The organism is Paraburkholderia sp. RCC_158, from assembly GCF_041355255.1.
GTDB classification, from domain to species: Bacteria; Pseudomonadota; Gammaproteobacteria; order Burkholderiales; family Burkholderiaceae; genus Paraburkholderia; species Paraburkholderia graminis.
Genome location: NZ_JBFUPM010000017.1, coordinates 43,354 through 57,507, shown reverse-complemented (window position 1 = coordinate 57,507; position 14,154 = coordinate 43,354). Strand labels below are relative to the sequence as shown.

Genomic DNA, 14,154 nt, shown 5'->3' with positions numbered 1-14,154 from the left:
ACATGGGCGGCGCCGCTCGACGCCGTGCGCGGCGCCTTGCTGGAATGTCCGCGTGTCAGACGGCGGCGGCCAGCGTGGCGTGCACCTCGGCGTCGGGCGCCTGGGTGATGAGCGTCTCACCGAAACGCTTCAGCAGAATGAACTTGATCGCGCCGGCTTCCGCCTTCTTGTCGACCTGCATAAGTTCGATGTAGCGCGATTCGCCGAGCGCGGGCGCGCGGGTCGGCAAATGCGCGGCGACGATCACGTCGACGAGCCGCTTGCGCGACGCTTCGTCGAGATAGCCGAGACGCACGGACAGATCCGCCGCCATCACCATTCCGCAGCCGACGGCCTCGCCGTGCAGCCACTCGCCGTAGCCAAGGCCCGCTTCGATCGCGTGACCGAACGTGTGGCCGAAGTTGAGAATGGCGCGCAGCCCGCCTTCGCGCTCGTCCTGCGCGACCACCGACGCCTTGATCTCGCACGAGCGCTTGACCGCCTCCGCGAGCGCCGTGGGTTCGCAGCCGTTCAACGCCTCGACGTTGGCCTCGATCCAGCGGAAAAAGCCGGCGTCGGCAATCGCGCCGGTCTTGATGACCTCGGCGATGCCCGCGGCCAGTTCGCGCGCGGGCAACGTGCGCAATGCGCCGATGTCGGCGATCACCGCCTGCGGCTGATAAAACGCGCCGATCATGTTCTTGCCGAGCGGATGATTGATGCCCGTCTTGCCGCCCACCGACGAATCCACCTGCGAGAGCAGCGTGGTCGGCACCTGGATGAACGGCACGCCGCGCATATAGCAGGCCGCCGCAAAACCCGTCATATCGCCGATCACGCCGCCGCCCAACGCGATCAGCGTCGTCTTGCGGTCGGCGCGCGAACCGAGCAGCGCGTCGAAAATCAGGTTCAGCGTTTCGAGGTTCTTGTACGCCTCGCCGTCGGGCAACACGACCGTGGACACCTGCTTGCCGAGCGGCGCAAGCGCCGCGCGCAGCGTGTCGCCATAGAGCGGATCGACGGTGGTGTTGGTGACGATCGTGACCGAATTGCCCGCAATGTGCGGCGCGAACAGCGCAGTCTGGCCGATGAGATCGGCGCCGATATGGATGGGGTAGGCGCGTTCGCCCAGTTCGACGTTGACGGTAATCATACGGCCCATTATGACGCAGGATGTTTGGCGACGCCGGCCATCTCGAGCTGCATCAGAACCATATTGACGAGTCCGTTGACCGAAGGCCGGCCTGTTTCAATCACAAAGTGCGCGCACTCGCGGTAGAGCGGATCGCGCACTTCGTAGAGCGCTTCGAGCCGCGCTTTCGGGTCGTCGGTTTGCAGCAGCGGACGATTCTTGTCGCGCCGCGTGCGCAGCCACAGATCGTGCGGATTCGCGCGCAGGTAAATCACGACGCCGCGGTTTTGCAGCGCCGCGCGGTTTTCCGGCCGAAGCACGGCGCCGCCGCCGGTTGCCAGCACGATGTTGTCGCGCTCCGTGAGTTCCGAAATGACGCTCGCTTCGCGGTCGCGAAAGCCGGCTTCGCCCTCGAGCTCGAAGATGACCGGAATGCGTGCGCCCGTACGCGCTTCGATTTCATGGTCCGAATCGAAGAACGGGCGATCGAGACGGCGCGCAATGGCCCGGCCCACGGTGGTCTTTCCTGCCCCCATGAGCCCTACAAAAAATACATTGGCGTGTGCGTCCCGCGCTTGCAACGGTGTCCTCTGGCTAATCCGGTATGGTTCGTGCCGCAGCTTACTGGCAAAGCGGCTGCCTTGTCGAGCCTGCGCGCCGCCGCTTTCGAGCGGCGGGCGCGTGCCCTCAATTCGTCTGAACGACGCGCGGCGTGATGAAAACAGCCAGTTCGCTGCGCTGGTCGCGATGAGCCCGATGGCGGAAAAGCGCGCCTAAAACCGGTATTTTGCCCAGGAGCGGCACCCGAGTCACATCGTCGCGACCGTCCGTCGCGTAGATTCCGCCGATCGACACCGTACCACCATCTTCCACTTCGACCCGGGTTTGCACATGCTTGGTGTTGATCGCGGGACCGGCGTCGGTCTGTTCGCCGACGCTGTCCTTGGCCACATCGAGGTCCAGCACGACGCGGCCGTCCGGCATGATCTGCGGCTCGACTTCGAGCTTCAGCGTGGCCCGCCGGAACTGCACGCCCGACACGCCCTGCCCGACTTTCGCCTGATACGGCAGTTCGGTGCCCTGCTCGACCACGGCCTTCATCCGGTCGGCCGTAACGACGCGGGGGCTTGAAACGACCTCTCCACGCCCCTCGGCCTCGAGCGCGCTCAATTCGATGTTCAGAAGCCGCGTCGCGCCCGCCGCGAACAGCGTGAGCCCGGCCGTGGCGGCGTCGAAGCCCGCGATCGGCCGCGCGGACAGATCGGCGACCAGCCCGTCCTTGCCGCCGCTGAGGCCACGCGTGGTGCCGTCGGCGCTGGTGCCCGCCATCGAAAGCCGCACGCCGAGATTGCGCGAAAAACCATGCTCGCCTTCGACGATGCGCGCCTCGATCAGCACCTGCCGCGTCGGCCGGTCGACGGAAGCAAGCAGCGCGGCTATCTGCGCGAGGCGGCCCTCCAGGTCGGTCACGAACAGCAGATTCGTGCGCGGATCGGCGGTCACAGCGCCGCGCTTTGACAGCACGCGCTGGTTGCCCGAGCCGGTCAACAGACGCCGCACGTCTTCGGCGCGTGCATAGTGCAACTGGAATGTGCGGCTCGCGAGCGGTTCGAGATCGGCGGCCCGCGCGTGGGCCTCGTAGCGCTGCCGCTCGCGCGCCGCCAGATCCGCGATGGGCGCGACCCACACGACGTTGCCGTGGCGCTCCATCGCGAGGCCGTGAACGTCGAGCAGCGTGTCGAACGCGACGCGCCACGGCACTTTGTCGAGGCGCAGCGACACCGCGCCGCGCACTCTCTCGCTCGCGACGATGTTCAAGCCGGTGAATTGCGCGAACGCATTCAGCACCGCGCCCAGCTCGGCGCGCTGGAAGTTCAGCGAGATCGGCTTGTCGTCGGCGGCTAGCGAGGCGTCGGCGGCGGTTTTCGGCGCGCCGCTCAGGCGTGCGAGCGGCGGCAACGGGACGGGCGGGCCTTCGAGCGCGGATGATGTCGCAGCGGCCTCGCGGCTTAATGCTGCCGCTTGCGGGCCAAGAGGCGCGGAGCCGTCGGCGGGGTCGGTTGCATCGTCCGTGCGGGTTGGGCCGGCCAGCGCAGGCGTCGTGTGCGAGACCGCCGTGTCATCGGGAGAATCGTCGCGGAACGGGTTCGGCGTTTGCGCGACTTCGCCGCGTGGCAGCGGCGGGGCATCGTAGCGCGCGTCGGACTGCGCCGGTGTGTCGTCGAGCGGCAGATAGGCAGGCAACGGTGGCAGCGATGGAATCGCCGCCTGCGCGATGCCCGCACTGAGCGCCACGCCGATTGCGATGCTGACGCACACGCTGAGATGCACGCTGATCGACAGGCCAAAGCCAGAGCATGCGCGGGCCACACGTTGGAAAACAGCCCCCACCATCGACCGCGCGGCGGCACACAAGACCTTCCTGATGCTCATCACGATGCCTCCGCGAGCAGCAGCGTGCGCGTCGCATCACCTCGGGCGAGCGTGATACCCGACGCATCGAAGCGCGTGAAGCGCTCGTCGCCGATCTGCTGACCGGACGCGACAGTCGCTGCGCCGTCCGGCGTATCGACTAACGCCAGACCGCGCGCACGGTCATGCAGCAATCCAACGAGGCGCAGTTGCGCGAGCCCAGGCAAGTCGATCGCGGCCTGCATCTGGGCGGGCGAGAACGGGTCGAAGAACACGACATCTTCTTCGTCATCCGAATCAAGGCTTGCGTCGGCGAGCTCCTGCACCGAGAGGCTCGCGGGCGCCGGGCGCAAGCCGCTGTACACGCGCAGCGTCGCGTTCACCGAGAGCGACGCCGCATCGCGCTTGATCGTGACGTCGACGGGAACCATCAGCACCGGCAACTCCGTCAAGCCACGCAGAAACGACATCAGATGAACGAAGTCCGTATGCGCCGAGAACTGCAACGGTCGCTCGCTTTGTGCGCCCGTGCCGCTCGCGGTACCGGGCTCCACGGCCAGCAACATCACGCCGTTTTGCGCGGCGAGTTCGGAGACGACGCGCACGTCATCCGCCGAAGTCCATTGCGCCCGCGACGGCCACGCGCCTCCTGTCGTTCCGCTCGCCGCATCGGCTTCGCGACGCAACGCGGGCAATTGCAAAAGCGCACGCTTTGCCTCCGCGAGACGCTGCGCGCTCGCATGCAGCGCCGCGCGGCTTGCTTCGAGGCGCCCGAGATCGGCCACGATCCATCCATGCGCGCCGAGGCCGAACACCACCAGCGCAATCAGCAACGCAACCGCCCAGCGGCGACGCCTGCTCCACGTATGAAGCGGCGCGCGCGCACGTTTGATCCAATGCGCCAGCATGGAACCTGGCTGTTGCGCGCCGCCGAAGTCGATAAACGTCGTACTCATTTCAAACCTCCGCTGTGATCGGCGCTCGTTTTCCGCGATGCCGCCAGGCCCGCATGCTCGGCCGTATTTTTTATGGTGTGCTCCCAGCGCAGGCGGGCACCGAACTCCGTTGAGCCGGCAGTGCTCGCCGCGGCATTCGCCTTGCCCGACGCGCGATGCGATTCGCTCATCTCCGCGCTCTCCACGCCGCGTATCGCACCGAGGCGCTTGAGCCACTGCGCGGAATCGATGTGCGCTCGCGAACTCGCCACGAGTTCGGTCTCATGCTCGCGCTGGCGAAGCTGCTGCAACAGCACACCGTCGCCAGGTTCGAAACTCAGCGCATCGAGCAGATCGCGCAAATAGGTGAGCGGCTCGGCGAGACGTTTTGCGCGGGCGGCTTCATCGCGTTGCCTGTCGCGCGCGCGCAGCAGCTTCGTATGCTCCGCCAGCGGCGCGGCGAGCTGCGCAAGCGCCTGCTCGGCCGACTCGCGCTGCGCATCGAGCCGCGCTTTCTCGACCATCTGATATCCGGCGAGCGCAATCACAGCAGCGCAGCCGGCCAACGCGGCGGCGGCCCATAGAAGGACGCACCGCCGACGCGCAAGCCGCGCGTCGCGTTGTCTGTGCGGCAGCAGATTGAAACCGCCGAGCCTCGGCGTGAACGAATGCGCGGCGCGCAGCCGGCGCATATCGCGCGCGACATGCGATTGCGCCGCCGCGCCGAGACGCCCTGCATCGAAAGCGGCCGCGCTCATTCGAGCACCCCGCGCAATGCAAGCCCGAATGCAACGGCGCCTGCCGGTTCGTGCAGCAGCGGATCGCTCAGCTTGCGCGCGACGCCGCCCAATGCGCCGCACTCGAACGGCAACACGGTGCAGCCGAGAACATCCGCGATATCCGCCATCGAGAAGCCGACGCCCTCCAACAGATCGAGCTCGCCGCCCACCAGCGCACAGTCGCACTCCGGGCCATGCGCCAGATCGCGCAATGCATCGGCGAGATCGGAATGCTCAGGCGCGGGATAGCGCATTTCGGCGGCGACGCTGTCGTCGACGAGACGCCAGCCTTGCACGCCGTCGGCGCCGATCCACAACGCCACATACGGTTCATGTGGATCGAGCTCGCGACTCGCCGCGTAGCGCATCGCACGCAGCGCGGCATGCGGCTCGCCGTCTATCGCGGTCAGCGAAATGCCCGCGGCCGCCGCGCATTCGATGCGCGCTTCGATATGCTGACGCGCGGTCGCGGCAATCGTCACCGAACGAACCGGCGACGGCCGGTCATCGACAAACCAGTCGACGGCCAATGCATGCCGCTCGAGCCCCGCGATGCGTTCCACTTCGCTCATCACCGCCGGTTCGAGTTCGGCGAGTTCATATCCGCCGTCTTCGGCGCCACCGCTTTGCACGGCGAGGCGTGCGAGCGGGACCGTAGCGGTCAGCGTCGCGGACGCGGGCACCGCCATCGCGCATCGCAATGCGGACGTCGCGCATGAATGAGGCAGATCGGCAAACGCATCGCGCAACGCGCGCGAGACCGCTTGGCGATCCGCGATCTCGATGCCGGCCATTGCATTCGGCGGCAACGGCACCGTGCGCACATATTCGATCTGCAACGACGCGCAGGCTCGCGCACGCTGACTCACCACGACGAGCCGCACGTCCTGCGAACTCACGTCGATACCCGCAGCGAAACGCTGCATACCCGCCTGCACAGCTTCCAGCCATGAACTTCTTATTGTCATCACGCCCTCCCTGAGACTCGCGCGGCGAACGATTCGAACGCGAGCAGCGAGGAAGAATTGTGCGCATCGGCGCGTCTGAGCGACACTCAGCCAAACGGCCAACGTCGTCGAAACCGACGCGCCGGCGATCGTCAAAGCAGCTACAGTGAAGCCTCATTCAACGTGGCGCGGAGACTTGTAAAGAACTGTCAGTAAGCATGCCGAAAGCTGAAAAGCGGGGCGGCTATAATCGCGGGACTGTTTTTTGGTGCCTATATGCAATCCACGTCTCCCACCTCTCCGCCGCCCGCGCCGCCTAAGCGCAAACGCCCGTTGTGGCTCAAGCTCCTGCTTGGGTTTTTTGGCCTGATCGTCGCGGGCATCGCGTGCGTGCTGCTGGTGCTCGGTTATGCGCTCGTGGTCGCGACGCCTAACCTGCCCTCGCTCGAAGCGCTCACCGACTACCGGCCGAAAGTGCCGCTGCGCATCTATACGGCCGATCACGTGCTGATCGGTGAGTTCGGCGAAGAACGCCGCGACATCGTCCGCATTCAGGACGTGCCCGACAGCCTGAAGAAGGCCGTGCTCGCCATTGAAGACGCGCGCTTTTACGACCACGGCGGCGTCGACCTGACGGGCATCGCGCGCGCCGGCTTCGTCGCGCTGACCAACGGCCACGCGACGCAAGGCGCGAGCACGATCACGATGCAGGTCGCGCGCAACTTCTTTCTCTCCAGCGAGAAGACCTATACGCGCAAGATCTACGAGATGCTGCTCGCGTACAAGATCGAGTCGAAGCTCAGCAAGGATCAGATTCTCGAGGTGTATATGAATCAGATCTATCTGGGTCAGCGCGCATATGGGTTCGCGAGCGCGGCACGCGTGTATTTCGGCAAGGATCTGAAGGACCTGACGCTCGCGGAATCTGCGATGCTGGCCGGCTTGCCGAAGGCGCCGTCCGCGTATAACCCCGTGGTGAATCCGAAGCGCGCGAAGGTGCGCCAGGAGTACATCCTTCAGCGCATGTACGAGCTGCATTACATCAACCAGCAGCAGTACGACGAAGCGAGCCGTCAGCCGCTTGTCGTGAAGGGCGCCGGCAAGGAATTCAGCGTGCACGCGGAGTATGTCGCGGAAATGGTGCGGCAGATGATGTACGCGCAGTACCGCGAGGAAGCGTACACGCGCGGCCTGAACGTCGTGACGACGATCGACTCCGCCGATCAGGACGTCGCCTATCGCGCGTTGCGCAAAGGTTTGATGGACTACGAGCGGCGCCACGGTTACCGCGGCCCGGAGGCGTTCATCGACTTGCCGTCGGACGCGGACGACCGCGAGCAGGCCATCGACGACGCGCTGCTCGAGCATCCGGATAACGGCGAAATCATTGCGGCAGTCGTGACCGCGGCGAGCCCGAAGCAGGTGCAGGCCACGTTTATCGACGGCAATGTGGCGACCATTCAGGGCGACGGCCTGCGCTTCGCGCAATCGGCGCTAAGCGCACGCGCGCAGCCGAATCAGCGGCTGCGGCCCGGCGCGATCATTCGTCTCGTGAAGAACGACGAAGGCGAGTGGGCAATCACGCAGTTGCCGCAAGTCGAAGGCGCCTTCGTTTCCGTCGTGCCGCAGGACGGGGCGATTCGTGCGCTCGTCGGCGGCTTCGACTTCAACAAGAACAAGTTCAATCACGTCACGCAGGCATGGCGTCAGCCGGGCTCGAGTTTCAAGCCGTTCATCTATTCGGCTTCGCTCGAAAAGGGACTCGGCCCGGCAACCGTCATCAACGACGCGCCGCTCTTTTTCAGCGCCGCGGAAACAGGCGGCCAGCCGTGGGAGCCGAAGAACTACGGAGGCGGTTTCGACGGGCCGATGAGCATGCGCACCGCGTTGCAGAAGTCGAAAAACCTGGTGTCGATTCGTATCCTCAACCACATCGGCACGAAGTACGCGCAGCAGTACATTACGCGCTTCGGCTTCGATGCGGACCGTCATCCGGCGTATCTGCCGATGGCGCTCGGCGCGGGTCTCGTCACGCCGTTGCAGATGGCGGGCGCGTTCTCGGTGTTCGCGAACGGCGGCTATCGGATCAACCCGTACCTGATCGCCGAGGTCACCGATCCGCGCGGCGTCGTCGTCGCACACGCACAGCCGCTCGTCGCCGAGCAAAGCGCGCCGCACGCTATCGAGCCGCGCAACGCGTATGTGATGAACAGCCTGCTGCAAAGCGTCGCGCAGCGCGGCACGGGCGCGAAGTCCAACGCGCTCAAGCGCACGGATCTCGGCGGCAAGACCGGCACGACGAACGATTCGCGCGACGCCTGGTTCGCCGGCTATCAGCACACGCTCACGGCGATTGCGTGGATCGGCTATGACAACCCGCGCAGTCTCGGCGACAAGGAAACCGGCGGCGGCCTCGCGTTGCCGGTGTGGATCGAGTACATGGGACGCGCGCTCAAAGGCGTGCCGGACTACAAGATGCCGAAGCCCGATGGCGTGACCGAAATCGGCTCGGAACTGTATTTCGACGAATTCACGCCGGGGCACGGCTTTGTCTCGACGGTCGGCATCAGCCAGGCCGCGCTCGATGAAGCGAGCGCCGCATCCGCCGCGCCGGGACAGGTCGGCGAACAGGAGAAGCAGGACATCATGAATCTGTTCCGCGGGCACTGACACAGCGCCCCGCTTGCTGAAGAAAAAAGCCGCCGCGCATGATCTGCGCGGCGGCTTTTTTTGACCTTCTTTCCGTCGACAGCCCGACTCTGCGTTCAGGCTTCGAAGTGGACCGGTTCGCCAGCCTGCTGCGTCGCGTATTCGGAGAGCGCCTCGAAAAACTCCTTGCCGCTGCGCGTGTCGCGCCACTCGCCGTCGACGAAACGGTAGTGAAAACCGCCCGCTTTCGCGGCGATCCAGATCTCGCTCATAGGCGGTTGCAGGTTGACGATGATCTTCGAGCGATTCGCGAACTCGAGGGTCAGCACGTTGCCGCTGCGCTCGAGTTCGATGTCGGCCTCGGTGTCGTCCAAAGCGCGTTCGATGACGGCTAGCGCGGCCTCCGCGCGGGTCAGGTAATCACTATCGGACATGCTAAACTCCATCGATTATTTATTCAGGGACAGTCATGCGAGTCGTATCTCGGATGCGCGCGGCGGCGCCCGGCCGCGCGATTGTAGCGGGTTTAGCCATTCTCGCAGGTTGCGCGCTCGGCGGTTCGCTCACCGGTTGCGGGCAACGCGGTTCGCTCTATTTGCCCACGGTGCCGCCGTCGCCGGCCAAGCCGATCGACCGCACGCAGCCGTCGTCGCCTGATGAAGTGAAACCGGGCGCAGAAACCGCTACCGACTCGGACTCCATTCCCGATACTTCCGGCACGCCGCTTTCGCTTGCACCGGCAGATGAACTGTCCGCATCGCCTACGTCCGCAGCTTCCGCTGCATCGGCTTCAAAGGCAGCTTCGCAGCCGACCTCGCAGCCCGCCGCCACTCCCGCTCAATAAGACCTTCGCATGACTCGACCTGCATTTGACTACGTCGACGGCGTGCTTCACGCCGAAGGCGTGTCCGCCGTTTCGCTCGCCGAACAGTTCGGCACGCCGCTCTATGTTTATTCGCGCGCCGCGCTCACCGCCGCGTGGAACGCGTACGCCGGCGCATGCGCCGGCCGTCGCGCGAGCGTGCACGTCGCCGTCAAGGCCAACAGCAATCTCGCGGTGCTGAACGTGTTCGCGCGCCTCGGCGCGGGCTTCGACATCGTGTCGGGCGGCGAACTGGCGCGCGTGCTGGCCGCCGGCGGCAAAGCGGAAAACACGGTGTTTTCCGGCGTCGGCAAGCATGCCAACGAAATGCGCGAGGCGCTCGCGGCGGGCGTCAAGTGCTTTAACGTCGAGTCGATACCGGAGCTCGATCGGCTGAACCAGGTCGCTGAGCAAATGGGCAAGAAGGCGCCGGTCTCGCTGCGCGTGAATCCGGATGTCGACGCGAAAACGCATCCATATATTTCCACCGGGCTCAAGTCGAACAAGTTCGGCGTCGCGTTCGAAGATGCGCGCGCGACCTATCAGGCGGCCGCGGCCATGGCGAACCTCGAGGTGGTCGGCATCGACTGCCATATCGGTTCGCAGATTACCGAGATAGCGCCTTATCTCGACGCGGTCGACAAGGTTCTGGAACTGGTCGAGCAGATCGAGCAGGACGGCGTCACGATCCGTCATATCGACGTGGGCGGCGGTCTGGGCATTACTTACGACGACGAGACGCCGCCGGACATCGGCGAGTTCGTGCGCACCGTGCTCGATCGGATCGAGGCGCGCGGCCACGGCCATCGCGAGGTGTACTTCGAGCCGGGCCGCTCGCTCGTCGGCAATGCGGGCGTGCTGCTCACGCGCGTCGAGTTTCTGAAGCCGGGCGCTGAAAAGAACTTCGCCATCGTCGATGCGGCCATGAACGATCTCGCCCGTCCCGCGATGTACGACGCGTATCACGCAATCGACGCCGCGGTTAAGCGCGACGTGCCGGCGCATGTCTACGACATCGTCGGTCCCGTTTGCGAAAGCGGCGACTGGCTCGGGCGCGAGCGGCTGCTGTCCGTCGAGCCGGGCGATCTGCTCGCAATTCGTTCGGCCGGCGCCTATGGCTTCGCGATGAGCTCGAACTACAACACGCGTCCGCGCGCAGCGGAGGTGATGGTTGATGGTACACAGGCGCATGTGGTCCGCGCTCGCGAGGAAGTCCAGCAACTGTTTGCGGGCGAAGCGATCTTGCCGGCGTAACCAGCACCGCGACGTCTCAACCGGCGATTGAATAAAAAAGGCGATGCCCTCGGTGGCATCGCCTTTTTTGTTTGCGGCACGCGCTCGTCTAACGCGGCTTCAAACTGCGCGCTCGCAGCCACACGATCAGGCGCCAGCCCAGCAGCGCCAGCATGATCGCGCCGTAGATCTTCGGCAGAATCAGGTCGTGTTTGCCGGCCTTCATCCACCAGAAATGCAGAATCGCCAGCGCTCCGATCACGTAGATCGCACGATGCAAAGTCTGCCAGCGGCGGCCGAGCTTGCGCACCATTGCGCGCGGCGACGTGGCAGCCAACGCGATCAATAGCACGAAAGCGGCAAAGCCCACGGTGATGAACGGCCGCTTGCCGATGTCCTTGATGATTTCAGCGACGTCGAACCACTTGTCGAACCACAGGTACGTCGTGAAATGCAGCGTCGCGTAGAAAAACGCGTAGAGCCCAAGCATGCGGCGAAAGCGCACGAACGCCGCGACGCCTGTCAGACGACGCAACGGCGTCACGGTCAGCGTGATGCACAGAAACACGAGCGTCCAGAGACCCGTGGAACGCGTGATGAACTCGATCGGGTTGGCGCCGAGCCGGTCGGTCATGCCGAACAACACGATGCGCGCAAGCGGATACCACGCCGCGATAAACACCGCGATTTTCGCGGGCACGACCCAGCGCGCGCCGGCGGTCGGCCGTTTCGCCGTCGCGCCCGCCGTCTGCGTTGCGCGAGCCTGCGCTCGCGGCGCATTGCGCTCTGTGCGAGCGACGGATTGAGTGTCGGAAGCCATCGTCATGTCGCTCAGAAGTTTTTCTTCAGGTCCATGCCCTGATACAGCGACGCGACCTGATCGCCGTAACCGTTGAACATCAACGTCTTACGCTTCGGCGTGAAAAATCCGTCTTCGCCGATGCGCCGCTCGGTCGCCTGACTCCAGCGCGGGTGGTCGACATTCGGATTCACATTCGAATAAAACCCGTACTCGCTCGACGCGTACGTGTTCCAGCTCGTCGGCGGCTGCTTCTCGACAAAGCGGATTTTCACGAGCGACTTCGCGCTCTTGAAGCCGTATTTCCAGGGCACCACGATGCGAACCGGCGCGCCGTTCTGATTCGGCAGCACCTGACCGTAGACGCCCATCGTGAGCAGCGTGAGCGGATTCATCGCCTCGTCCATGCGCAAGCCTTCGGAATAAGGCCAGTCGAGTATCGGCGTGGAAAGCCCCGGCATCTGCGACGGGTCCGCGAGCGTGATGAACTGTACGTATTTCGCGTTGCCGGTCGGCTGCACGCGCTTGATCAACTCCGCGAGCGGCACGCCGATCCACGGAATCACCATCGACCAACCTTCGACGCAGCGCAGCCGATACACGCGCTCCTCGAGCGGCGCGAGCTTGAGCAACTCGTCGATGTCGTACACCTTCGGGTTCTTGATCTCGCCTTCGACGCTCACCTTCCACGGACGCGGACGCAGCGTGCCCGCGTGCTGCGCCGGGTCGGACTTATCGGTGCCGAACTCGTAGTAGTTGTTGTAGCTGGTGATGTCCTTGAACGGCGTGATCTTGTCGAGCGCGATGAACTTCGCGTTGGTCTTCGCGGCGAGTTTCTGCGCCTTCGGATCGGTCGACGTGTACGCAGCCAGCGCTTCGCCGTTCACGCCGATCAGACCGCCGAGCGCCAACGCGCCGGCCGCCTGCAGCACGCGCCGCCGGTTTTCGAAAATGTGCTGCGGCGTGATTTCGCTGCGAGCGATATCGTCGCCGGTGAGTTGAATCCTGTCGCTTCGCTTGATCCACATCGTGCTGCTCCTTGCGGCCCTTGCGTTGAAACATCTAACGGGGCCAGGTGATGATCGCTCGTCGGGCTATCCATGCGCGCTCTTCAATACGAACACATTCGATGCGCAAATATTCCGCCAGCCATAAAAAAACCGCCGGTGTGAAACACGCGGCGGTTCTTTGTCGGTCGAGAACGGCGGATATTACAGCTTGCCGTAACTATGCAGCCCCGACAGAAACATATTCACGCCGAGGAACGCAAACGTCGTGACCAGCAGGCCGGTCAGCGCCCACCATGCGGCAACCGCGCCGCGCAGCCCCTTCATCAGACGCATATGCAGCCAGGCCGCGTAATTCAGCCAGACGATCAGCGCCCACGTTTCCTTCGGGTCCCAACTCCAGTAACCGCCCCACGCTTCGGCCGCCCACAGCGCGCCGAGAATCGTCGCGATCGTGAAGAACGCGAAACCGACGGCGATCGACTTGTACATGACGTCGTCGAGCACTTCGAGCGCCGGCAGACGATCGGCCAGCACGCCGCGCTCCTTGGCTAGATACGCGACCGCCACCATCGCCGACAACGCAAAACTGCCGTAGCCGATGAAGTTCGCCGGCACGTGGATCTTCATCCACCAGCTTTGCAGAGCCGGAACGAGCGGCTGGATCTGCTGCGCGTCGCGGGCAACCGAGTACCACATCAGGAAGCCGACGGCGGCGCTGATCACCAGCAGAACGAAGGCGCCGAGCGCGCGCGTGTTGTAGTGCTGCTCGTAGTACAAATAGAAGAGCGCGGTGATCAGGCTGAACAGCACGAACACTTCGTACAGGTTCGAGATAGGGATATGGCCGACGTCCGCGCCGATCAGATACGACTCGTACCAGCGCACCATCAGGCCGACAAAACCCATCAGCACCGCAACCCACGCCATGCGCGAGCCGATCGCGCCGCCCGTCGGCGAACGGGACAGCAAACCGATCCAGTAGAACACGGTCGCGAAGACGAAGAGCGCGCTCATCCACAGAATCGCGGACTGGCTCGACAGGAAGTATTTCAGGAAGAACGCGTTGTCGGCGCGGCTCAGATCGCCGTGATAAATCTGGATGGCCAGCAGCGACAGCGCCGCGATTCCCGCCATCAGCGGACGCACCGGTTTCCAGCGCCAGCCGAGCACGACGAACACCGGCACCGAGCACACCAGCACCAGTTTGTCGTAGTAATTCATGAACGGGTGATAGCGCGTCAGCGCGAACCCGGCGCCCGCGACCATCGCGAGGGCGAACAGCCAGTCGACAATGCCGAGCCGCTTCAGAAACGGCCGCTCGTCGTATTGAGCCGCGTTGAGCGCTTCCTCCGCGGCCGCCCTGGCAGGCCGGGAGGAGGAAGGAGAGGATGAGGAAACCTGAGTCAAGTCCATGGTA

General features: G+C 64.6%; 13 protein-coding genes. 3 read left to right on the top strand and 10 right to left on the bottom strand.

The window, feature by feature from the left end; genetic code table 11:
- Positions 1-55: 55 nt before the first annotated feature.
- From aroB to pilM, 6 genes are all read right to left on the bottom strand, one after another.
- Entirely contained in the window at positions 56-1,141 is a 1,086-nt protein-coding gene (gene aroB / locus AB6809_RS26590) for a 3-dehydroquinate synthase (protein WP_006052246.1), read from the bottom strand.
- Positions 1,141-1,692, bottom strand: a complete 552-nt coding sequence (aroK, locus tag AB6809_RS26585; RefSeq protein ID WP_371027509.1) for a shikimate kinase AroK — start codon at positions 1,690-1,692, stop codon at positions 1,141-1,143. Before aroK ends, aroB begins: the two co-directional genes overlap by 1 nt.
- Before the next feature lie 106 nt (positions 1,693-1,798).
- On the bottom strand, positions 1,799-3,544 hold the full coding sequence (pilQ, locus tag AB6809_RS26580) for a type IV pilus secretin PilQ (RefSeq protein WP_371027508.1): 1,746 nt from the start codon (positions 3,542-3,544) through the stop codon (positions 1,799-1,801).
- Positions 3,544-4,479, bottom strand: a complete 936-nt coding sequence (locus AB6809_RS26575; RefSeq protein WP_371027507.1) for a hypothetical protein — start codon at positions 4,477-4,479, stop codon at positions 3,544-3,546. The genes pilQ and AB6809_RS26575 overlap by 1 nt, the downstream gene beginning before the upstream one ends.
- The gene (locus tag AB6809_RS26570; RefSeq protein ID WP_371027506.1) at positions 4,476-5,216 is read right to left on the bottom strand and encodes a fimbrial assembly protein; all 741 of its coding nucleotides are present in this window, start codon (positions 5,214-5,216) and stop codon (positions 4,476-4,478) included. The genes AB6809_RS26575 and AB6809_RS26570 overlap by 4 nt, the downstream gene beginning before the upstream one ends.
- Entirely contained in the window at positions 5,213-6,205 is a 993-nt protein-coding gene (gene pilM / locus AB6809_RS26565; RefSeq protein WP_029971258.1) for a type IV pilus biogenesis protein PilM, read from the bottom strand. Before pilM ends, AB6809_RS26570 begins: the two co-directional genes overlap by 4 nt.
- Positions 6,206-6,460: 255 nt before the next feature.
- Here pilM and AB6809_RS26560 point away from each other — a divergent pair, with 255 nt between their 5' ends.
- A complete protein-coding gene (locus tag AB6809_RS26560) occupies positions 6,461-8,854 on the top strand; it encodes a penicillin-binding protein 1A (RefSeq protein ID WP_114156524.1) in 2,394 nt (797 codons plus the stop codon).
- 95 nt (positions 8,855-8,949) lie between these two features.
- Here the strand turns inward: AB6809_RS26560 and cyaY are convergent, their stop codons facing one another.
- A complete protein-coding gene (gene cyaY, locus AB6809_RS26555; protein WP_006052238.1) occupies positions 8,950-9,267 on the bottom strand; it encodes an iron donor protein CyaY in 318 nt (105 codons plus the stop codon).
- Between the two features lie 35 nt (positions 9,268-9,302).
- Here cyaY and AB6809_RS26550 point away from each other — a divergent pair, with 35 nt between their 5' ends.
- Both AB6809_RS26550 and lysA read left to right on the top strand, forming a co-directional pair.
- Complete coding sequence (locus tag AB6809_RS26550) at positions 9,303-9,677, top strand: lipoprotein (RefSeq protein ID WP_371027505.1); 375 nt, start codon at positions 9,303-9,305, stop codon at positions 9,675-9,677.
- Positions 9,678-9,686: 9 nt separating this feature from the next.
- A complete protein-coding gene (gene lysA / locus AB6809_RS26545) occupies positions 9,687-10,949 on the top strand; it encodes a diaminopimelate decarboxylase (RefSeq protein WP_371027504.1) in 1,263 nt (420 codons plus the stop codon).
- Positions 10,950-11,037: 88 nt separating this feature from the next.
- Here lysA and msrQ read toward each other — a convergent pair whose 3' ends face one another.
- The 3 genes from msrQ to ccsB all read right to left on the bottom strand — a co-directional run bounded on the left by msrQ (position 11,038) and on the right by ccsB (position 14,150).
- Positions 11,038-11,748, bottom strand: coding sequence for a protein-methionine-sulfoxide reductase heme-binding subunit MsrQ (msrQ, locus tag AB6809_RS26540; protein ID WP_371027503.1), 711 nt, complete (start codon positions 11,746-11,748; stop codon positions 11,038-11,040).
- An 11-nt stretch (positions 11,749-11,759) separates the two neighbouring features.
- Entirely contained in the window at positions 11,760-12,755 is a 996-nt protein-coding gene (msrP, locus tag AB6809_RS26535; protein WP_371027502.1) for a protein-methionine-sulfoxide reductase catalytic subunit MsrP, read from the bottom strand.
- Between the two features lie 183 nt (positions 12,756-12,938).
- Positions 12,939-14,150: a c-type cytochrome biogenesis protein CcsB gene (ccsB, locus tag AB6809_RS26530; protein ID WP_371027501.1), complete on the bottom strand. Its 1,212-nt coding sequence runs from the start codon at positions 14,148-14,150 to the stop codon at positions 12,939-12,941.
- Positions 14,151-14,154: the final 4 nt, after the last annotated feature.

Coding starts and splice junctions, on each gene's coding strand:
- pilM (WP_029971258.1), bottom strand. CDS start 6,205: ATGACAATAAGAAGTTCATGGCTGGAAGCTGTGCAGGCGGGTATGCAG.
- msrP (WP_371027502.1), bottom strand. CDS start 12,755: ATGTGGATCAAGCGAAGCGACAGGATTCAACTCACCGGCGACGATATC.
- pilQ (WP_371027508.1), bottom strand. CDS start 3,544: ATGAGCATCAGGAAGGTCTTGTGTGCCGCCGCGCGGTCGATGGTGGGG.
- AB6809_RS26570 (WP_371027506.1), bottom strand. CDS start 5,216: ATGAGCGCGGCCGCTTTCGATGCAGGGCGTCTCGGCGCGGCGGCGCAA.
- ccsB (WP_371027501.1), bottom strand. CDS start 14,150: ATGGACTTGACTCAGGTTTCCTCATCCTCTCCTTCCTCCTCCCGGCCT.
- lysA (WP_371027504.1), top strand. CDS start 9,687: ATGACTCGACCTGCATTTGACTACGTCGACGGCGTGCTTCACGCCGAA.
- AB6809_RS26560 (WP_114156524.1), top strand. CDS start 6,461: ATGCAATCCACGTCTCCCACCTCTCCGCCGCCCGCGCCGCCTAAGCGC.
- cyaY (WP_006052238.1), bottom strand. CDS start 9,267: ATGTCCGATAGTGATTACCTGACCCGCGCGGAGGCCGCGCTAGCCGTC.
- AB6809_RS26550 (WP_371027505.1), top strand. CDS start 9,303: ATGCGAGTCGTATCTCGGATGCGCGCGGCGGCGCCCGGCCGCGCGATT.
- msrQ (WP_371027503.1), bottom strand. CDS start 11,748: ATGGCTTCCGACACTCAATCCGTCGCTCGCACAGAGCGCAATGCGCCG.
- AB6809_RS26575 (WP_371027507.1), bottom strand. CDS start 4,479: ATGAGTACGACGTTTATCGACTTCGGCGGCGCGCAACAGCCAGGTTCC.
- aroB (WP_006052246.1), bottom strand. CDS start 1,141: ATGGGCCGTATGATTACCGTCAACGTCGAACTGGGCGAACGCGCCTAC.